This is a genomic window from Desulfoplanes sp. (genome assembly GCF_054921335.1).
The window spans coordinates 22236-43210 of record NZ_JBUDSQ010000010.1 but is presented as its reverse complement, the minus strand read 5'-3'; the positions used below and the strand labels follow the sequence as shown (position 1 = coordinate 43210).

Genomic DNA, 20975 nt, shown 5'->3' with positions numbered 1-20975 from the left:
TCCCTGCACGTTTTCCTCTTCCTTCCATTTGCCTTTACGGACAAAAACGGGCAAGTAGCAACCCGTTTTCAAGGGGTATTTTCCCGCTATCAGTTAACGGATTTCCAAGGAGATCCCATGTCCATTCTAGCCGCCTCCACCAGCTTGTCCAGGTACCGCATCGTCGAGGATGTCCCCAGGGAACTGTGGGCAGAGGTCAATGACCGGCTGCGTAAATTCGCCTTCAGGGACATCGACGAGACCGCTGACGAACGCTCCTTTGGATGGGTCTGCTTCGACAATATGCTTGACGAAGAGTGGCGGACCGCCCCCCCGGAAAAAGGGGCCTACCTCGCGTTCAGTCTGCGCATCGACACCCGCCGCATCCCGGCAGCGGTCCTGAAGAAGCATGTCCAGTTGGCCATGGAGCACCAGCTGGAGATGATGAAGGCCCAGGGCAAGAAGTTTATCACCAGGGACCAAAAGACCGAAATCAAGGAACAGGTCAAGCTCAAGCTCAGGGCCAGGACACTGCCCATTCCCGCCTACTTCAACGTCATCTGGGATACGGACAAGGGGCTCGTCTACCTTGGCAACACCACGGATAAGGTCAGGGAAGTCTTTGAAGAATTATTCACCAAGACCTTCGCCCTGCACCCGGAACCCCAGACCCCGTTTTTCAAGGCCCTGGCCTCCACCGACCCGAACCGTCTGCAAGAACTTGAAAATCTTGAATCCACCATTTTTATTTAAGCCAGATTTTTTTTGGATGGAGATCTATGGAAATCAATCTTGAACGTGCCGCAGAACAGGGACCGCTCATTGGTCAGGATTTCCTGACCTGGCTCTGGGCCACAAGCGAACAACAACAAGGGATGTTCCAGACCCCCTCGGGTGAGAATTTCCTCATGGTCATCGAGCAGCGGGTCTCCGTCCAGGGCGGCGAGGGCGAAGGTAAGGAGACCGCCGTGTGCAGCGGCCCCATGGCCGAACTCAAAGAGGCCCGCGCCGGACTCAAAACCGGCAAAAAAGTCGGGCAGGCCAAACTGCGCATCGAACACGACGAAAACGTCTGGCAGGTCCAGATCAATGCGGACAATTTCGCCCTGACCGGCCTCAAGACCCCCAAAGTGGACACCCAGGTAGAGGAGGGGGACGATCCCGACGGTATCTTTCTGGAAAAGATGTACCTGATCGAAAAATGTTTCGAGTACCTCGATGTGGTCTTTTCCCTGTTCCTGAACCGACGTCTGGGGCCGGACTGGCCCGGCGAGGTGGAGCGCATCCGGGCGTGGATAAAGGAGTCCTGATACTATTGCCAGGCTGGGAACTCTGGGGTATCGGGGCGGATCGCATCTTTTGGTAGAACCCCCTGCCTGGTCCGACTACGGACAGTCGGCGACCGGACGGACGTTTTTTATACCACACAATTTTCAGGAGTACTGACAATGGTTCGCTTTCTCTCACTGCTCGCGGCAATGGTCGCACTGGTATGTGCCGGGGCCGGTTCCGCCTGGTCAAAGGATATCAAGGTCGGCTACGTATACATAGGACATATCGGGGACGCCGGTTGGACCTACGCCCACGATCTGGGCCGCCAGGCCATAGACAAGCTCCCCGGGGTCTCCACGTCCTATGTGGAAGCCGTGCCCGAGGGCTCGGATTCGGAACGGGTCATCAAGAACATGGCCCGCAAAGGATACGATCTGATCTTCACGACCAGTTTCGGATACATGGATCCGACCCTCAAGGTGGCCAAACGGTTCCCCAAAGCCGTGTTCATGCACTGTTCGGGGTACAAATCATCCAAGAACGTGGGCAATTATTTCGGGCGGATGTACCAGGCCAGGTATCTCTCGGGCATGGTTGCCGGGGGCATGACCACGGCGAACAAGATCGGATACGTGGCCGCCTTCCCCATCCCCGAGGTCATCCGGGGGATCAACGCCTTTACCCTGGGTGTCCAGGCAGTCAACCCCAAGGCCCGGGTCAATGTCGTCTGGACCAAAACATGGTACGACCCCGCCACGGAAAAAGAAGGGGGCAAGAGCCTGCTGGAAACCGGGTGTGACGTCATCACCCAGCACCAGGACACCCCCGGCGTCCAGGAAGCCGCCCAGGAGGCGGGAAAATATTCCATCGGCTATAATTCCGATATGGCCCGGTTCGCCCCCAAGGCCCACCTGACCGCACCGGTCTGGAACTGGGGTCCCTTCTACAAGAATATGGTCGCCCAGGTACAGGCCGGAACCTGGAAGACCGGAAGCTACTGGCCCGGCCTGGAATCCGGGATCATCGATCTCGCCCCCTTCGGCCCCATGGTCCCCCAGGACCTCCGGACCAGGGTCCTGGGTGCCAAGAAAGACCTTGCCGATGGTTTGTTCAAAGTCTTTACGGGCCCCATCAAGGACCAGAGCGGCAAGGTGGTCATTCCGGCCGGGAAAACAGCCACTGACGGACAGCTGCTGGGTATGGACTGGTTCGTTCAGGGCGTGCAGGGCTCAACCAAATAACCCCGAACTCTCATGCTCGACACCCGCGTGCACAAGAGACAGGTTCCCCTCCCCTGGTGGGGGACCTGTCTCGTTCTTTGCTCGGCCGTTCTGGCTTCACTGACCATGAGCGCCGGCCTCTTGGCCCTGCAGGGCAAACCTGCTCTGGGCGGCATTCTCCTTTTCCTCCAGTCCGGTTTTGGAACCAGCTGGGCCATTCAGGACTGTCTGGCCAAGGCCGTCCCCATCTTCCTGTGTTCCCTTGGCGTGGCCATCACCTTCAGACTCCAGATATGGAATATCGGTGCCGAGGGGCAATACGCCCTTGGCAGCGTGGGCGCGACCTGGGCGGCACTGACCTTCTCCGGTCTCCCCTGGTACCTGCTCCTTCCACTGATGCTTGTAAGCGCCACGGTTTTGGGCGGACTCTGGGGACTCATTCCGGCCCTTTTGAGGATCAGGCTCCAGGTGAACGAAATCATCGTCACACTGATGCTCAACTACATCGGCATCCTTGTTCTGGAATACATGGTCTACGGGCCGTGGAAGGACCCGGCCAGCTTCGGCATGCCCATGACCCCGACCTTTTCGGAGGGGGGCATCGTCGGATTCATCGGGGATACCAGCGTGAGTTGGGGGATCGTTCTCTGCGTGGTCATCGGCATCCTGATGACCGTTTTTCTCAAGTACACCCGGTACGGATTCGCGCTCAAGGCCTGCGGAGAAAACGCCAGGGCCGCGAAATACGCACGGCTTCCCTACAACGGTCTGGTGGTCATGGTCATGGTCATTTCCGGCGGACTGGCCGGGTGGGCGGGATTTCTGGAGGCCTCGTCCTCCCTGAACCGTCTCGAACCGACCATCATGGCCGGATACGGATACACGGCCATTGTCGTAGCCTGGCTGGCGCGGCTCAACCCCCTGTCCATCGGTGTGGCCTCATTTCTTCTGGCCGGCCTCCGCGTGGGCGTGGAAGGCATCCAGCTCGACCTCCAGGTCCCGGCCGCCTTTGGCGGGGTCATGGAAGGGTTGATCCTTCTGACCATCCTGGCAGGGAGTTTTTTCCAGCACTACACGATTTCGCGGAGAAAGAAATTGGTCGAAGAATAAGTTTTTTCAAGGGCAGCAGTGCGCCGTATTGGAGTACAGCGCATCCCCCCAACGGTTTCTTTGCACACGTTAATCCACACCAGACATATAACCCCCGATATCGCCACAATGACCTTTGACGTCCTCATCCCCCTCCTGGCAGCGACCATCCAGTCAGGCACCCCGATACTCTATGCCACTCTTGGAGAAATTGTAACGGAAAAATCCGGCGTGCTCAATCTCGGGGTCGAGGGGATGATGCTCTGTGGTGCCTTTGGCGCCTTTCTCTTTTCCATGCTCACAGGGAGTGCGTGGCTTGGTTTTCTTGCCGGGGGGCTCTTTGGGGCCCTCATGGGAGCGATCCACGGGATCGTCTGCCTCCACTTTCAGGGCAATCAGGTCGTCTCCGGACTGGCCCTGACCATTCTGGGGACCGGACTGGCCAATTATTGGGGAACCCCCCTCGTGGGCCAGACCGCTCCAGGGTTCACCCCCTTTTCGGTCCCTCTGCTCGGGTCCATCCCGTTCATCGGCCCCATAGCGTTCAACCATGACGCCCTGATCTATACCTCCTATGTCCTTCCCTTTATCGTCTGGTTCATGCTCAAACATACCAAAATCGGTCTGTCTCTGCGCTCCGTGGGCGAGTACCCAGAGGCGGCCTCGGCCGCAGGGATCAACATCAAGGCCTACCGATGGGCCGGTGTACTCGTGGGCGGCTTTTTCATCGGCCTCGGCGGGGCCTATCTCTCCCTGGCCTATACCCATTTGTGGACCAACGGGATCACCGCGGGCCGTGGATGGATCGCAGTGGCCCTGGTCATTTTCGCCTTCTGGAAACCAGGCAAGGCGGTCTTGGGGGCCTACCTCTTCGGCGGGGTCATGGCCTTCCAGTTCCGGCTCCAGGCAGTGGGCACGCACATCCCCTCATCCCTTCTGATGATGCTCCCCTATGCCCTGACCATTCTTGTCCTGGTCCTGTCCTCCCTCAAAGACAAGGGCTCACAGGCCCCGGATGCACTCGGCGTGAATATGGAACCCGCGGATTGACCAGATCGTTGACCGCCCACCCCAGGCCACAAAAAGCGCTCAAGGGCAGGGAAATCCCGGATCAAGTCCGTGGAGATGTGCCTGCAAAAAATACATTTTTGCAGGCAGGGTTAGGGTTTACGTTGAAAGGTTTATGTAAAATCAGGTTGTTACAAAATTTATTTTTGAGCTTGGACCCCGATTTTCGACTTTTTGCAGGAGCATCCGTGGGTGGGATGAGTGAACGACCATATAGCTTTGTAACGATTCAGGCCAAAATTTTTACGCATACACCATGGTAAAATTTCCCGTCAAATCTGAATGCCGATCAAAAACATTGAGAACGTGCAGGGTGTAAAAAATATGGGATCTACAGACCAACCACCTATAATTTCTCAACTCTCTCAAATTTCTTAACGTGCTAACATTGCTAAAATTCGCAGTTCTTACCTTGTTTCCTATATCCTTTATCCCACCATCCTTACCATGCCTAGCGACAGATACACAAAAATGTACCCGGTCTCCTGGGAACAACTCCACCGTGACACAAAAACCCTGACCAGAAAAATCATGGACCAGGGCACCTGGAAGGGCATCGTGGCCATAACCCGCGGAGGGTTGGTCCCGGCGGCGATCATCGCCCGTGAGCTGGACATCCGACGCGTGGATACCGTCTGCGTGGTCAGTTACTCCTGGCAGTCCCAGGGAGAAATCTCCGTGCTGAAAAAGATCGAGGGCGACGGACAGGATTGGCTGGTCATCGACGATCTCGTGGATACCGGAAAAACAGCCGCCATCATCCGCAAGATGCTTCCCAGGGCCCATTTTGCAACCGTGTATGCCAAACCCCAGGGGAAAGACCTCGTTGACACGTTCGTCACCGGAGTCAGCCAGGATACCTGGGTCCTGTTCCCTTGGGATTCCGAACTCAGGCCGGCCGGAACCGTTGCCCGGATGCAACCGACAACCAACCTGGATAGCGATACAACCCCCTGATGCATATGGGGGGATCGTACCCAGACGGTCTTGCGGACACGGTCTGGGACCTTTCCACCTCCCCCAGTACCGGTCCGGGGCAGTCCCCTTTCACTGCGTACTGCCGCACTTTTTTCTATCCTATGCCCGACTTCACAACCTGGCCAACGGCACGCATCGACGTGGACATCGCGGGACAAACATGGGGTCTCGAACGGATCGCCGACCTCGAGACACTCTGGGACACCATGGAGGATGGGGAAGAAGACGACCACATCCCCTACTGGGTCGAACTCTGGCCCGCCAGCCTGGCCCTCGCCCAATGGTTTGCGGACAATCCCGAGGCTATCGGGTCCAGACGCTGCCTCGACCTTGGGTGCGGGCTCGGGTTGACCGCACTTGTCGCCGCATCCATGGGCGCGCGGGTCGTTGCCTTGGACTACGAATGGCCTGCGGTCCGGTTTGCGAAAAAAAACGGTGTGCTCAACAGGGTCCCCTCGCCCCTATGGGTCCAGATGGATTGGTGCCGTCCAGGATTGCTCCCCGGAAGCTTCGACTACATATGGGGTGGAGACATCCTGTACGAGCAACGGTTCTTCACCCCCATCTCCACCCTCCTGGCCACGGCCCTGGCCCCGGGCGGGCGGGTCCTCCTGGGGACTCCCGAACGATCCGTCACTCGGCCGGTATGGGGAGAACTCATCCGCCGGGGGTGGCGGGTCCGGGAACTCGCCTATTCACGGCAGGCCGTGCAGACGATGGACATGTCGGTCAGGCTCATGGAGCTCACCCGATGAGCCTTGCTCTAGTCCATGATCCCCTGTACAGTCGCTGCGTAGAATCACTGGGCCTTTTTGGGCCCACCAAAATATCCTAGGGACTGCAAGCTCCTCTGCCCCTTCCTGCCAACGCTCACCCACTCGCACAAAGGAGAACCACACATGGGCAAAACCATCCGCTTCGGCGTTTCCCTGGATTCCGAGCTCCTGGACAAATTCGACACCCTCTGTTCTGAAAAATGCTACCAGACCCGTTCCGAGGCCATCCGGGACCTGATCCGTAACACCCTTGTCGAAGAGGAGTGGAAAGATCTGAACAAGGAGATGGTCGGTACGCTGACCCTCGTCTACGACCATCACCAAAGCGATCTGGCCCAGAAAATCACCGAGATCCAGCACAACGCCCTGGATGTCATAACGGTGAGTATGCATATCCATCTCGACCACAACAACTGCATGGAGGTGCTCATCCTTCGGGGCGAAGGGGAGCACATCCGGCAGACCGCACAAAAATTGATCTCCACCAAGGGGGTCAAGTACGGCAAACTCAGCCTCTCAACCACTGGACAGGAAATCAACTAAATGCTCGACATCCAAAGCGGACCGTCACTTGTATCCATGGCCATCGACCGGGTCGGGGTCAAAAATCTCACCCACCCCCTGATCGTTCGGGACCGCGAACAGGGACAACAACACACCGTGGCCAAGATGGACTTGAGCGTGGATCTGCCCGCCGCGTTCAAGGGAACGCATATGAGCCGCTTTTTGGAGGCACTGGGCGACTGGACCGGCATACTCGACTACCATAGTTTCAAACAGCTCCTCGAGGACCTCAAAATGCGCCTCGATGCCAAACGGGCCCACCTCCTGTTCAGCTTCCCCTATTTCCAGGAACAGAGCGCGCCGGTGAGCAAGAGCCCGGCCCTCATGGACTACCAATGTTTCCTCCAGGGCAGACTCGAGGGTGACGACATGGAGATGGTCCTGGGGGTTGACGTCCCGGTCATGACGGTCTGTCCCTGCTCCCTGGCCATCTGCGAACGCGGCGCCCACAGCCAGCGGGCCATGGTAAAAATCGCGACACGGTTCACCGGTCTGCTGTGGATCGAAGACCTCATCGACATCGGCCAACAGGCGGGCTCGTCCCCGGTCCATGCACTGCTCAAGCGTGAGGACGAAAAATTTGTTACCGATGCCGCCTTTGATAAGGCAGCCTTTGTGGAAGATGTGGTCAGAAACGCGGCCCATAGCCTGGAGAACCATCCCCAGGTCCATGGATACAGGGTCGAGGTGGAAAGTATGGAATCGATCCACAACCACAGCGCCTACGCATGCATCGAGACCATGTAGCCACCGTTTTGTATACGTTTGCACCCCATACAAAACGGTGCTAGTCAATGATGTATATGTTTTAGTCATCCACCCAGCACCACCCTCAGCCCCCCAGGAGGACCGGATGTCCATGGAAATCTCAGCCAATGCGATGGACGCATTGCAGACCAGGCAACAGGTCACGGCCAACAACATCGCCAACGCGAATACGCCCGGATTCGCTCCCGGTCGGGTGGACATGCAGGAAGAGGGAGATCGGCAGGGGGTCCGGGCCACTCCTGTCCAATCCGGCGACACGCCGGACACAACAACGGCCCGGACGGAAACACAACCGAGCAGGACCGATCAGGCCAAGGAAATGGTCGACATGGTAGCCACGGAAAATGCCTATGGTGCCAATGCGACCATGCTCTCAGCCCAGGCCGCGACCCAGGGGAAATTGATCAACGAAATGGTCTGAGAACCCCCACCAATTCCCGGCCAAAATAGCCATAAACGCTATCATTCCGGACAGATTCGTAGGGACGGATCGCCCGTTTTTTCGAGCCCCGGGAGGCGAGAAAAAACAATGGGTTGGGCATGGTCCTACCGGGCCGGAATATCCTGGAAAACCTTTGCGGGAAAACACAGCGCCAAGTCCTCCGATCGCCACCGGGGTCGACGGTCCGGCCGTCGACCCCGTTTTTTATCATGGAAACGGCGTGCAGCTTTCGACCAGGGTTCCCCCAACCACCATCCCCCCCCACGCATCCACAACCGACAGCCGCCCCCACAACAATCCTCTGCCCGACATCGCCAAATCTCCACCATCCCGGCCCGCATGGCTCCGCCCCGTTACGCTGCAAAGAACGGATCGATGCAACCCGCCGGAGACGCGTTGCTCCCCCCACCAGGCCCCCTCCCCCCCCTTCGAAAAGGGCATGGACGACAGGGGCAACCGTCCCCCCATACATCCATCCGTCGGGTCTTCCATGTTTGCGTGTGGATAGATTCCGTTTCAGGCCCGTCGAGCACTGGATGGTGCCAAAAAAAATCGCACAAAAAATTCCGTCATTTTATTGACACAACCGGTGCCGCTCACGTACGGGGTACGGACCCATACCCACAAGAACACTTTTTGCAGGTGGAATACCCATGACATTGGATACATCAGGCATCATCGGCCAAAGCCCGGCGCTCCAGGAAGTTTTTGCCGTTCTGGCCAAGGTGGCCCCTACAGACAGCACCGTACTGGTCAGCGGCGAATCCGGGACGGGCAAGGAACTCATGGTCAGGGCCTTGCATTCAAACAGCAAGAGGCTGGAGCACCCCTTCGTCCCCGTCAATTGTGGCGCCATCCCCGGGGAGCTTTTGGAATCGGAACTCTTTGGGCACGAAAAGGGTGCCTTTACCCATGCCATCAAAACCAGGGCCGGCCGTTTTGAACTTGCCGAGGGCGGAACGGTTTTCCTCGACGAGATCGGTGAAATGGACATGAGCCTGCAGGTCAAGATCCTTCGGGTCCTGCAGGAACGTGAATTTGAGCGGGTCGGCGGGACCAAGACCTACCGGGCGAATGTCAGGATCATAGCGGCGACCAACCGGGATCTCGAACAGGAAGTGAACAGGGGTGTTTTCCGGGAAGACCTTTTCTATCGGCTCAATGTCATTCCGATCCATCTCCCCGCCCTGCGTGACCGGCAGGAGGACATCCCCTTGTTGGCCCACTATTTCCTCCAAAAATTCTGCCGCCGTCAGGAACGCCGTACCATGAGGCTGGCCACAGAGACCCAAAACATCCTCCTCCATTATTCCTGGCCGGGCAATGTCCGGGAGTTGGAAAACTTCATGGAGCGGCTGACCATCCTCTGTGACAATGCGACCATCACCCCGGCGGATCTTCCCACAAAGATCCTGAAGGAAACCGGGACCGACGTCCCGGAACCGAATGCGGTCCCGTCGGTGCCCCAGGGATTCCGCTTCCCGGCCGTCAAAGACATGCAGGACCAGGGGGTCGGACTGAAGGATTTCTTCGATATCATGGAGACCCACCTCCTCAAGGAGGCCCTGGCCCTGGCCGACGGCGTCAAAAACCAGGCAGCGGAGATCCTCGGCATCAAGCGGACAACCCTGATTGAAAAGCTGAAAAAAAAGAATATCTCGTAAGGATCAACCGGCCAATACCCCGGTCGACAAGGATTCCGGGAGACAGGCGGTCAGCTAGGACCACCCACAACCTCCGGAATGTGCCCGTTTTTTGCAGAGCTATTCTTCTGAGCCCTCCACCGTTACTAGGCCCCTTATCCCTGCACCGGAACCATCCGGGACGGATAACCAAGAGAATACACCAACGACCATGGCCAGCCCCCGGATATGTCCACTACCGACCGTACCCACCCTCCCGTCCCGTCGAAACGCCCTCAATCCATAGGAGCGCACAGGGGTAACGGGGGTAACGCGTCGCGGGAAGAGCGTTCCTGCGGGTGCGGTGCACAACGCCGCCGTACTGATTTTCGCGGCAATATTTCAAGAGGGAACCTTTGGGCCAAGGCCCTGCTGGTGGCCACGGCCTGTCTCCTTGCCGTCGTCAGTATGGCCGATGGAACAAGGGCCATGACATATTATTGGGGACGGCATCCTGAAAAGGAACGGCTCGTTTTCGCCTTCACCGGAACCATCCCAAATTTCAAAATCGTGCGCTCCGGCAAAAAGACCATCTCCCTCATTCTCCCTCCAACCATATGGGACAAAGAACCCCCGCCCACGCCTGTGGACCTGAGCGTCTCCAGGATGGTCACCCGCGTGCAGGACAGGGGCAGAACCATGCAGATCGACCTGGACACCGCGGCCTTTGGGTTTATTTATTTCCCCCTTGCCGATGAGAACAAGCTTGTTTTGGACATCTTCCGTGACCCAATGGGGGCCAAGTGGCACCCCTCTCCACCCCCCCGGGCAATACCCGCGCAAACGACAGCCAACAAAACCGTCCCACTCCCCAAGGGGGCCCAGGGGGCAGTCCCTACCCAACCAACCCCGCTGCCCACTCCCGTTCCGGATCCAGCCCCCCAAGCACGCTCAGCAGGGGGATCCAAAACAACGAACGCATCCAGAGTGGGGGAGGGTTTTGAGAAAAAACCAGCCCCGCCAAAGGAAGAAACCGGGCCCAGGCCCCAAGATTCTCTCCCCACGCCGTTACCGGAGAAACCCCATCCCACAGCGCCCACGCAACCGGGGACGCTCAGGATGAAGGTCAGCTTCCAAACGGCCAAAGAGGCCTTTTCCGGAACCGATACGGCCGATCCAAAAACCGGATCGGACCAGACGATCATCCCCGACGTGCCCACACCGAAAAAGATTTCTTTTCCGGCCAACCGGACCGCCCACAATGCCAGTGCGGACGGGGCTCCCCCACAGCCATTGTCCCAAGAGCCTCCCGCCGGTCAGGCCGCAAAGCCCGCGAACAGCACGGACATACCCGCTCAATCCCCCCCTCCGGCATCCGCCAACCAGACCATGACAGGGGAGGGGGAACAGACCGCTGAGGGGACAAAAAACGCCACCTCCACGCCCCATTTCAAGGACTACCTGATCACGGCCAAGGCCACACTGCAAAACGGCGAGTTCGACGCCGCCCTGGATGTCCTTCAGGGCATGCTCGCGCACCCCAAATTTCCTGCGGACCTGCGCGAGGAAACCCTCTATGTGATCGCCGACGCCCTGTTCCAGAAATACCACAACGACCTCGACAACCATTTCCAGGAGGTCATGTCCGCCTTCCAGCAGGCGGTCAATTACAATCCCAAATCCTTACGGCTTTCATCGGCCATGCTCAGCATGGGGCTGATAAATCTCAAGGTGGGCAACGTTCCGGAGGCCAGGGCCTATTTCAGACTGCTCAGGGATAAATACCCCAACGATTCCAATACCCCCCTGACATACTTCTATATGGGGGAGCACTACCTCGCGCACAAAAAATACCAGAAGGCGGCTGACGCCTTCCAGTATGTCGTGCAAAAATTTCCCGACAGTTCCATGGTCCAAAGCTGCGCGGTGGGATTGACCAGGGCCCTTAAGGAACTCGGATTCTACAAACAGGGTTTCGAAATCATGGACTATGTCCAAAAACGGTGGCCCCGTTACCACATCAAGGATCCCGACTTTCTCATGCTCGCGGGATACATCAAGCTAAAAAACGACAAGCTCGAAGGGGCCAAAAAGGATTTCTGGGTCTATGCCAACCTGACCCCCGGGGGGAAAAATGTCGATATCGCACTGGCCCGCATAGGGGACATCTATGTTATGCTGGATAAAAAACAGGCGGCCAAGGACGTCTATGAAAAAATCGCCCGAACCTATCCGGACCAGGAAGGCGGACTGATCGCCAAGATGCGGCTTGCCGAGGAGGGGGTTTTTGACACACCTTCCCTCAAAAAAATGTACTCGGTTTTTGACAAGCCCTACAGCCTACGGCCCAAGCAGGTATATACCCAGATCATCGAGAAATATCCCGACAGCCCCCTTGCGCCCGTGGCCCAGCTCAAATTGGCCATGTGGCAATTGTGGAGCGACACGCCCCAGGAAACACTCCAGACGGTGGCCGGTTTCGTGCGCAAGTATCCCGACCAGGAGCTCCTACCCAAGGCACTGGAGGTCGGGAAAAAGGCCTTTGACCAATGGGTTGCCAAGGCTATCGAGATGCAGCGCTACGGGGACATCGTCTCCACGTGGGAAAAATATCCGTTCCTGCATTCTTCGCCCATCCCCATGACCCGCCTGGCCGTTGCCACCGGATACTGGAAAACGGACCGGGCGGCCAAGGGACTCGACCTGGCCGGACCGTTCCTCAACGGATCCCTTCCCCAGGGGCCCGCCTCGGGACCAGCCCTGGACCTCGTTTTGGCCATATTGGTCAAGTCCCAATCATGGCAACAGATCATCGACATGACCCGGCAGGTCAAGTCCTGGGAACTCTCGCCCGCCCGGCGGCGACAATTTGAATATACCCTGGCCATCGCCCACCAAAATCTGGGACTTGAGGACAAAAGCCACCCACTGTGGCTGCAACTGGCTTCAGATATCGAGCTCCCGGACTCCCAGAGGGCCTATGCCCTGTACTTTCTGTCCAAACACGCCAGAGAATCCGAGGACCTGGAAAAAGAGTACATGCTCGCGCAGCAGGCGCTTTCCCTCTTCCTGAGTACGGACAAGCGCGATCTTCCCAAAATCCGTGACTGCCTGGCCATGCTCATCGATGTCACCTCGCGGACGAGACGCCACCAGGAGGCCCTGGGCTGGGGCATGGAATACGAAAAATACATGGACAAGGACGATCCTTCATGGCCGTCCCACATGTACACCCTTGCCAACCTGTTCAAATTGAATCAGGATATGGATATGTGGAAAAAGAAACTCATCTCCATCACCAAGACATATCCGGATTCCATCTACAGCAAGATGGCCACACGTGATCTGGAGACAGCGGATCTGCAAAAAAAGATGCGCTCCTTTGAATAGCCAGGTACGTTCGGGTTCCAAAAAAGGCCGCGCCCCCGACGACCGATCAGGTTCGCCCCACACAACGGACACTTGGATCCGGCGCACGCACCCGCTGATTCCCACCCCGCACTCCCCGTTTTCTCGCCATCATGGAGCCGTCAAAAGACACGGGCGACACATTCCAAGGAGGTTCCCATGGACAGACAGCCTATCGTAGCCGGTCAATTCTATCCCAGCGGTTCCAGAGAACTTGGTCGTCATCTTAAAAAGCATATCCCAACAAATGGTGCCCCTTCGCAGCAACCGACCATCCTGGCCATGCTCCCCCATGCAGGATACATCTATTCCGGGGACGTGGCGGGTCGGACCATAGGGCGGTCACGGCTCAATCCATCGATCATTCTCCTTGGGCCAAGCCACACCGGCGAAGGTGCCCCTATCGGACTATGGCCCGACGGGTGTTGGATCTTTCCCGGCGGCCGCCTTTGCGTGGACCAATCCCTTGCGCAGACCATCCTGGAATCCTCACCGGCCATTGCCAGCGATTACGCGTCACACAAACGCGAACACTCCCTGGAGGTCCAGCTTCCCTTTCTGCACGCCCAAAATCCGCATTGCTCGATCGTCCCCATCACCATTGCCGATCCCCGCCCCGACGTCCTCGAGGAGGTCGGGACATCCCTGGCCCGAGCGATCAAAATGGCAAACAAGCCCGTCAGCCTGGTGGTCAGCTCGGACATGAGCCACTACATATCCGCGGACGCGGCAAAAAAACTCGACACGGCCGCCATCGATCAAATCCTGGCCCTGTCCCCCCGGGGGCTGTATCAGACCGTCCGCGACAAGCGGATATCGATGTGCGGGATTCTCCCCATGACAGCGGGACTCACTGCGGCCCTAGAACTTGGGGCGAGCAATGCCTACCTCACCCGTTATGCCACTTCCGGGGATGTCAACGGTGATTATGATCAGGTGGTCGGATACGCCGGTATCATCGTCGAATGACCATTTTCCTTCCATAAAAAAAAGGCCCGTTAACGGGCCTTTTTTTTATGGATTCCTGTTGGGGGGAGCGCGTGTTGTTCCCCGGCGGCTCACACCCCCTGTTTGATCCCGAACGAACGGACCGTATTGATGAGCAGTTGGGCGATGGTCATGGGGCCGACCCCCCCGGGAACCGGGGTCATGGCGGCGACCTTGGATTGCAATCCATCAAAATCGCAGTCCCCAACAAGCCCCGCCTCGGTTCGGTTGATCCCCACATCCACGACAACCGCTCCATCCTTGACCATATCCTCGGTCACGAAATGGGGACGGCCCACAGCGGCAAAGACAAAATCAGCGGATCGGACCTCTCCGGCCAGATCGGCTGTCCGAGAATGGCATACGGTGACCGTGGCGTTGTCCTGTAAAAGCATCAGGGCCAAAGGCTTGCCGACAATATTGCTCCGCCCGACTATCACCGCCTTCTTGCCGCCCACCCCGAGCCCGTAACGCCTGAGCAGGGTCATCACTCCGGCAGGGGTGCAGGAGCGGAAGCCGGGAAGCCCCAGCGTCAGCCGTCCCACGTTCACCGGGTGGAATCCGTCCACGTCCTTGGACGGATCGATGAGTTCCAGACAACGGCGGCTGTCCAATCCCTCGGGCACCGGAAGCTGGAGCAAAATCCCGTGCACTGAATCATCAGTATTGAGTTCCCTGATCAACCCCTCCAGTTCGTCCTGGGAGGTCGAGGCCGGGAGCTTGTACCCCTTGGAGACGACCCCCGCTTCGGCACAGGCCCGCTCCTTGTTGCGCACATAAACGCGCGAAGCCGGATCCTCACCAACGAGGATGACCGCCAGACCGGGCACCCTGCCCGTCTCTTCCTTCAGCCTTCCAACCTTCTCGCCCAGCTCCTTGCGGATAGCCGCTGCGGTCGCTTTTCCATCGAGCAGTATCATCTCAGCTTCCCTCTTCCTCGTCCCCGTCACCGTACCATTCGGCGGCCATGGCCGGCCCGAAGTACACGGACTGGTCCCCGAGTTCCTCCTCGATACGCAAAAGCTGGTTGTACTTGGCCAACCGATCGCTGCGGCACAACGAACCTGATTTTATCTGGCCGGCGTTCACGCCCACGGCAAGGTCCGCGATAAAGCTGTCCGAGGTCTCTCCGGAACGATGGGAGATGACCGTGGTGTACGAAGATTCCTTGGCCATTTCGATGGTGTCCATGGTTTCGGTCAATGTCCCGATCTGGTTGAGCTTGATGAGGATTGAATTGGCCACGCCGTTGATGATCCCATGGCTCAGGATGCCCGGGTTGGTGACAAAAATATCGTCGCCCACGATCTGGATGGTGTCCAGTTCGTCGGTCATATCCTGCCAGCCCTCCCAGTCGGATTCGGCCAGACCGTCCTCGATGGAAACCAGGGGATATTTTTTGGTGTATTCGTCATAGATGGCGATGAGCTCCTGCGCAGTGACGACCTTGTCTTCACCGGCCAGATTGTATTTACCGTTATTGAAGAACTCCGAGGCGGCCGCATCGATAGCCAGAGAAATATCCTTGCCCGGCTCGAATCCCGCTGCCTCGATGGCCCGAATGATATATTCAAAGGCCTGGTCATGGCTCTTGAGATTGGGAGCGAATCCGCCCTCGTCACCCACGGCAGTGGTCAGCTTGTCCTTGGCCAGGATATTCTTCAACGCATGGAAGGTTTCCGCACCCATACGCAGGGCCTGGGCAAAATTGTCCGCGCCCAGGGGCATGATCATGAACTCCTGGATATCCAGATTGTTCGGGGCGTGCACTCCCCCGTTGATGATGTTCATCATTGGAACGGGCATGACCTTGGCGTTCACCCCGCCCAGATATTGGTACAGGGGCATGTTCAGCTGGGTCGCCATAGCCCGGGCCGTAGCCAGGGAGACGCCGAGGATGGCGTTGGCCCCGAAACGGCTCTTGTTCTCCGTGCCATCGAGTTCAATCAGCAGCTGATCGAGCTCGACCTGGCGTCTGGCATCCATTCCCTCTACGTCCGGAGCGATCTCCTGAATAACATTCTTGACCGCCTGTTCCACACCCTTGCCCCCATAACGGGAGTCGTTCCCGTCGCGCAGCTCCAATGCCTCACGCGTTCCGGTGGAAGCCCCGGAAGGAACAGCCGCCCGACCAACTGCGCCCGACTCCAGTCCGATCTCGACCTCGACCGTGGGATTGCCCCTGGAATCCAGGATTTCTCTTGCCCATACCGACTCGATATAGCTCATACCGTCACTCCTCGTAGAAGGTTTGTTGTGATTTTGGAAATTATGAAAATTAAAGAAATTTAAATGATTTTAGTATATTATCCGTGAAATTCTGCCATAAAACACAAGAAAATCCTACAACCGACCGGACGTAAAACGTAGAGCCTACAACCTAAAACCGCGGCTTGGCCGTATTGGAGATTTTAGAGGGTTGAAAAATTTAGGGGGTTTTGGGGAATTGGAGGATTTTGAACATTCCAGGGGTAAAAAATATCACCGGATGATTGATTATTCAGCCTCCGTCATTCCAAAATACGCCATGCGCAGCCCCTGCATGAGCAGATCCGGGCAGACATGGTCGATCCCCCCGCACACGGGCACGATTTTCTCAGCAAATCCCCCGGTGGCAACGACCAGCGGACGGTCATCCCCGAGGCTCGTCCCGAGCCGGGCGACCAGCCCCTCGAGCATGGCCGCGAAGCCATGGACAATCCCCTGGTTCAGGCTCGTGGACGTATCCCGCCCCACCTCTACTCCCGGGCCGGCAGTCTCCAGACTGATCTGGGGAAGTTTAGCGGTTTTCGTGCCCAATGCCCGTACCGACGAAAGGACTCCGGGACAGATGAGCCCCCCGAGATAGGCATTATCCTGCACACAATCAAACGTGGTCGCCGTACCGAAATCCACAAGTATCAGGGTACGCTCCCTGAACAGCCGTCTACCGGCAAAAGCCGCAACCAACCGGTCCGCCCCGACCTCCCGGGGTCTGGCATACCGGTTTTCGATGGGCAGAGGGATATCCCCGGGAACAAAATATATCGGGCACCCGAAAAAACGCTCCCCGGCCGAGGCAAGAATCCTGTCCAGATGGGGGACGACGGAAGAAACCACCCATGCTCCCACCCTTCCTGGAGTGACGCCGAAAAAAGAACATGCATTGACCAGCAAAAGCCCCAACGAGTCCGGAGTGTACTCGCTGGTCGGTATGACCAGGCTCTGGTCCACCCTTTGGCCAGCGGCCAGGGAGATCTTCATGTTCGTGTTGCCTAGATCGAAAAGAAAAATGGGGGAGCTCATGATAAATCCGGGGTAACATTACCGGTGGGTCGAAAAGAAGAAGGGTCGGTGCACTCTTGCCCCCGATACCGGGGTAACGATCCGGGACAGGATCCCGCACGAGCGACCCACACCGTTTGCGCCCACGAAAAACTTTTTACCCTTTTCCCGCAAAAACTCAAGAACGGAACCAACAAAAAAGGCGGCCGGAGGCCGCCTTTTGACTATGTCCACACCAGCATGGAATCGGGATCAATCGTCTTCAAGGGTCGAGGTGTCACCGACCGCCTCACCCAATTCCTCGGCCTTGAGAATCCGGCGCATGATCTTGCCACTCCGGGTCTTGGGCAACTTTTCCCTGGTTTCGACACTCTTGACCACAGCAACCGGTCCCAGTTCTCTACGGATATGGGCCTTGAGCCGTTTCATCAATTCATCGGGATCTTCGGGATCGCAATAATCCTCGTTCAGGATGACAAAGGCCTTGGCCACCTCTCCCTTGATGGTATCGGGTACACCGATGACCGCGGCCTCGGCAACGGCCCGGTGCGAAACCAGGGCGCTCTCCAATTCGGCCGTTCCCACCCGGTGTCCGGCGATATTGAGGACATCGTCGGAACGCCCCTGTATCCAGATATACCCATCCTCATCCTTGCGGGCCACATCACCGGCGAGGTAGGCGCCGGGAACCTGGCTCCAATAGGCTTCCTTATACCGTTCGGGATCTTTGTACAGTCCAAGGAGCATGGAAGGCCAGGGTCGTTTGAGTATCAAAAGACCGCCCTTGCCGGGCGGGACGGATTCCCCCTGTTCGTTGACCACGTCGGCCTCGATTCCGGGGAGCGGTTTGAAAACCGATCCTGGTTTGAGCAGGGTGATCGGGAACGGACAGATAATGAACGAACCGGTTTCCGTCTGCCACCAGGTATCTATGATCGGGCACTCGGACCGGCCGATGTTTTTGTAGAACCAGACCCAGGCCTCCGGATTGATCGGCTCGCCCACGGAACCGAGCAAACGCAGGGTACTCAAGTCGTGCATCTTGGGATACTGGGTCCCAAAACGCATGAGCATGCGTATGAGCGTGGGGGCGGTATAAAAGATGGTCACCCCGTACTTGGCGATCACGTCCCACATGCGGTCGGCCTGGGGATACAGGGGATGACCTTCGTAGAGCACGGTTGTCGTCCCGGCCATGAGCGGCCCATAGACCACGTAACTGTGCCCTGTGATCCAGCCCACGTCCGCAGTGCAACAAAAAATATCCGTGGGTTTGATATCAAAGACCCAGTTGAGACTGCGGTGCACCCCGACCATGTAGCCGCCGTGCCCGTGCACGATCCCTTTGGGTTTTCCCGTGGTCCCGGAACTGTACAGGAGGAAGAGCATGTCATTGGCGTCCATGACCTCGGTGGGGGACTCGGCGCTTTCCTGACGGACCAGGGCCTCGTACCACAGATCCCGGGGCTCGTTCATCTCCACCTGGACATTGGCCCGATGGACAACCACGACCGTATCCACGGAATCAGCCCCTTCAACGGCCTCGTCGATGACTTTCTTCAGATTGATGGGACGACCGTTGCGATAGAACCCGTCGGCGGTGATGACCAGCTTGGCCTGGGCGTCGTTGATCCGCTCGCGCAAGGCCTTGGCGGAAAAACCGGCAAAAATCATACAATGGACCGCACCGATCTTGGCGACGGCGAGCATGGCAATGATCGTTTCCGGCAGAGGGGACATATAGATGATGACCCGGTCTCCCTTCTTGATACCCAAAGAGCGCAGGGCATTGGCGAAACGGTTCACCGCCCGGTACAGCTCGTAATAGGTGAACTTCTGGGTGTCCCCTGGTTCACCCTCCCATATCAGGGCAAGCTTGTTCTTGTTCGCCGTGGTGATGTGCCGGTCAAGGGCATTATATACAATATTGCACTTGGCCCCGGGGAACCAACGGTAGGAAGGCGGATTGGAGTCGTCGAGAACCTGATTCCACTTGCGGAACCAGTCCAACTCCTTGGCAGCATCCTCCCAATACGTCAGATAATCATCGTTACCATTCTTGATGGCTGCATCGTATTCCTGGGGATTGACGTTGGCTTCGATGACGAGTTGCGGCAATGGCCTAAAAACGCGTTCCTCCTGAAGCAGAGAGTCCAGTGCGCCATTTTGCTCCATAATATCCTCCTTGGATCGTGCCTGTCGGCAGTGCGTCGTGGAATAGGGGGCGATTGATCGTTTTGAATCTTGCAAGTATATGCCAGAGGTCGTGATCATGTATGGATGGATCGTACCCATTTTGCAAGACATGTGGATGAATAATCGGCTAAAGGCGAACTGTCCGGGGTAAACGGTTGACATCCCGCAACCCATCAAAAATTCCCTCCCCGGTATTATCTCCGCGGGATCTTCGAGGGGACCAGCCTTGCACCGGAACAAAAAAACCGTGCAGGGGCAAAAATCCTCCCCCCACGGCCGTTCGTCCATTTTTATAGGTTGAGTAATTGCTTCAACTCACCGATACGCCGACGGCTGATGGGCAGCTCGATTTTTTTTCTCCCCGCGGTACGGAGCATGAAATTGCTGCCGGGCATCGACGCGATTTCCGTGACCATTTCAAGATTGACCAGATACTTTCTGTGTACGCGGAAAAACCGGTGTTTACGCAACCGCTCCTCGAGACTCTTGAGCCGGTAGGAAGTCAAAAATTTATCACTAGAGGTGTGGACATAACTATAGTCCTCATACGCCTCGATAAAGACGACGGAACTATACGGGATGAGCAACAGCCTGCCATCCTGGTTGATGGGGAGCTTTTCGATCTCCAGGGGCCTTGCCTGTTTCCGGTCCCAGGCCTGACGCAACGCCTCGAGAAAAAGTTCCTCTTCCTTCTCGCCGAGGGACAAGTGCAGGGTCTCTTCCCCATTGCTCGCCTTGGCCTCCAAGGGGCTGGCTACCCCCTTGTCGGAATCTTTGGATTTGGGCATTATCTGCCCGGCACGTTCAATGGCACGCTTGAACCGATCCACGGTGGCCGGCCAGAGCAGATAGTCCGTTGCCCCGAGCTCAAATCCCTTGAAGGCCAGGGATTCGTCCGGGGCCAAAAAGATGAGCACCGGACCAGTCTTGCGCTGGGCAAGAATCTGCGCCATTTCAATGCCGGTCACCCCTCCGTCGAGTTCGGTTCCGAGGAAAAAAAGATCATACGGGATGGATTCCAGCATCTCCAACGCCTCAAAGGAAGAGACAGCCTCACCAAGGATCTTGACCCCCTTGATTTCCGAGAGCATCCGTCTGAGTTCCTGCCGGATTTGGGGATCCTGGTGCACGAGCAAACAGGTCATTTTTTTCATATGCCGGTCCATGGTCATTGTGGGAGAATATCGGGACCGCAGGTCCATTTTTATCAATAAATTTGAGCATACCCAGAATCATGGGGACCCGCAAGGCTCTTGACGGAAAACCCGCCATCCGCGTCTTCCCCTTTGTTGTTCCCACACGGAGTGCTGGCCCCCATGGCCCCATGCCGTCTTTTACGCAG

Annotated in this window: 18 protein-coding genes; 13 read left to right on the top strand and 5 right to left on the bottom strand. The window is 57.4% G+C overall.

Translation table 11 applies throughout. The annotated features are described in order from the left end of the window. The first annotated feature begins 117 nt into the window (after positions 1 to 117). The 13 genes from rdgC (at position 118) to amrB (ending at position 14155) form a co-directional block, all read left to right on the top strand. Positions 118 to 732, top strand: a complete 615-nt coding sequence (rdgC, locus tag ACY692_RS03825) for a recombination-associated protein RdgC (RefSeq protein WP_462324015.1) — start codon at positions 118 to 120, stop codon at positions 730 to 732. Positions 733 to 758: 26 nt separating this feature from the next. Then, positions 759 to 1289 carry a hypothetical protein gene (locus ACY692_RS03820; protein WP_462324014.1) on the top strand — a complete coding sequence of 177 codons (531 nt, stop codon included), beginning with the start codon at positions 759 to 761 and terminating at the stop codon, positions 1287 to 1289. Between the two features lie 138 nt (positions 1290 to 1427). After that, positions 1428 to 2492 carry a BMP family ABC transporter substrate-binding protein gene (locus ACY692_RS03815; RefSeq protein WP_462324013.1) on the top strand — a complete coding sequence of 355 codons (1065 nt, stop codon included), beginning with the start codon at positions 1428 to 1430 and terminating at the stop codon, positions 2490 to 2492. Positions 2493 to 2504: 12 nt separating this feature from the next. Continuing rightward, positions 2505 to 3581 carry an ABC transporter permease gene (locus tag ACY692_RS03810; protein WP_462324012.1) on the top strand — a complete coding sequence of 359 codons (1077 nt, stop codon included), beginning with the start codon at positions 2505 to 2507 and terminating at the stop codon, positions 3579 to 3581. A 108-nt stretch (positions 3582 to 3689) separates the two neighbouring features. Next, on the top strand, positions 3690 to 4610 hold the full coding sequence (locus ACY692_RS03805; RefSeq protein ID WP_462324011.1) for an ABC transporter permease: 921 nt from the start codon (positions 3690 to 3692) through the stop codon (positions 4608 to 4610). Between the two features lie 465 nt (positions 4611 to 5075). Then, positions 5076 to 5585: a xanthine phosphoribosyltransferase gene (gene gpt, locus ACY692_RS03800; protein ID WP_462324010.1), complete on the top strand. Its 510-nt coding sequence runs from the start codon at positions 5076 to 5078 to the stop codon at positions 5583 to 5585. A gap of 122 nt (positions 5586 to 5707) precedes the next feature. Then, on the top strand, positions 5708 to 6361 hold the full coding sequence (locus tag ACY692_RS03795) for a class I SAM-dependent methyltransferase (RefSeq protein WP_462324009.1): 654 nt from the start codon (positions 5708 to 5710) through the stop codon (positions 6359 to 6361). Positions 6362 to 6505: 144 nt separating this feature from the next. Beyond that, a complete protein-coding gene (gene nikR, locus ACY692_RS03790; protein WP_462324008.1) occupies positions 6506 to 6925 on the top strand; it encodes a nickel-responsive transcriptional regulator NikR in 420 nt (139 codons plus the stop codon). Then, positions 6926 to 7693, top strand: coding sequence for a GTP cyclohydrolase FolE2 (folE2, locus tag ACY692_RS03785; protein WP_462324007.1), 768 nt, complete (start codon positions 6926 to 6928; stop codon positions 7691 to 7693). Between the two features lie 106 nt (positions 7694 to 7799). After that, the gene (locus tag ACY692_RS03780) at positions 7800 to 8135 is read left to right on the top strand and encodes a flagellar basal body rod protein FlgB (RefSeq protein ID WP_462324006.1); all 336 of its coding nucleotides are present in this window, start codon (positions 7800 to 7802) and stop codon (positions 8133 to 8135) included. Positions 8136 to 8809: 674 nt separating this feature from the next. After that, positions 8810 to 9820, top strand: a complete 1011-nt coding sequence (locus ACY692_RS03775) for a sigma-54 interaction domain-containing protein (protein WP_462324005.1) — start codon at positions 8810 to 8812, stop codon at positions 9818 to 9820. Positions 9821 to 10027: 207 nt separating this feature from the next. Beyond that, the gene (locus tag ACY692_RS03770; RefSeq protein WP_462324004.1) at positions 10028 to 13168 is read left to right on the top strand and encodes a tetratricopeptide repeat protein; all 3141 of its coding nucleotides are present in this window, start codon (positions 10028 to 10030) and stop codon (positions 13166 to 13168) included. A gap of 177 nt (positions 13169 to 13345) precedes the next feature. Continuing rightward, positions 13346 to 14155 (top strand): AmmeMemoRadiSam system protein B, encoded by an 810-nt coding sequence (amrB, locus tag ACY692_RS03765; protein ID WP_462324003.1) that lies wholly within the window; start codon positions 13346 to 13348, stop codon positions 14153 to 14155. Positions 14156 to 14244: 89 nt separating this feature from the next. Here the strand turns inward: amrB and folD are convergent, their stop codons facing one another. The 5 genes from folD to ACY692_RS03740 form a co-directional block, all read right to left on the bottom strand. Next, positions 14245 to 15093, bottom strand: coding sequence for a bifunctional methylenetetrahydrofolate dehydrogenase/methenyltetrahydrofolate cyclohydrolase FolD (folD, locus tag ACY692_RS03760; RefSeq protein WP_462324002.1), 849 nt, complete (start codon positions 15091 to 15093; stop codon positions 14245 to 14247). 1 nt (position 15094) lies between these two features. Then, positions 15095 to 16402, bottom strand: a complete 1308-nt coding sequence (gene eno, locus ACY692_RS03755) for a phosphopyruvate hydratase (protein ID WP_462324001.1) — start codon at positions 16400 to 16402, stop codon at positions 15095 to 15097. Positions 16403 to 16669: 267 nt separating this feature from the next. Then, entirely contained in the window at positions 16670 to 17458 is a 789-nt protein-coding gene (locus ACY692_RS03750; RefSeq protein ID WP_462324000.1) for a type III pantothenate kinase, read from the bottom strand. A gap of 231 nt (positions 17459 to 17689) precedes the next feature. Continuing rightward, positions 17690 to 19612 (bottom strand): acetate--CoA ligase, encoded by a 1923-nt coding sequence (gene acs / locus ACY692_RS03745; protein WP_462323999.1) that lies wholly within the window; start codon positions 19610 to 19612, stop codon positions 17690 to 17692. Between the two features lie 311 nt (positions 19613 to 19923). Further along, positions 19924 to 20787 carry a LytR/AlgR family response regulator transcription factor gene (locus ACY692_RS03740; protein WP_462323998.1) on the bottom strand — a complete coding sequence of 288 codons (864 nt, stop codon included), beginning with the start codon at positions 20785 to 20787 and terminating at the stop codon, positions 19924 to 19926. Between the last annotated feature and the right edge of the window lie 188 nt (positions 20788 to 20975).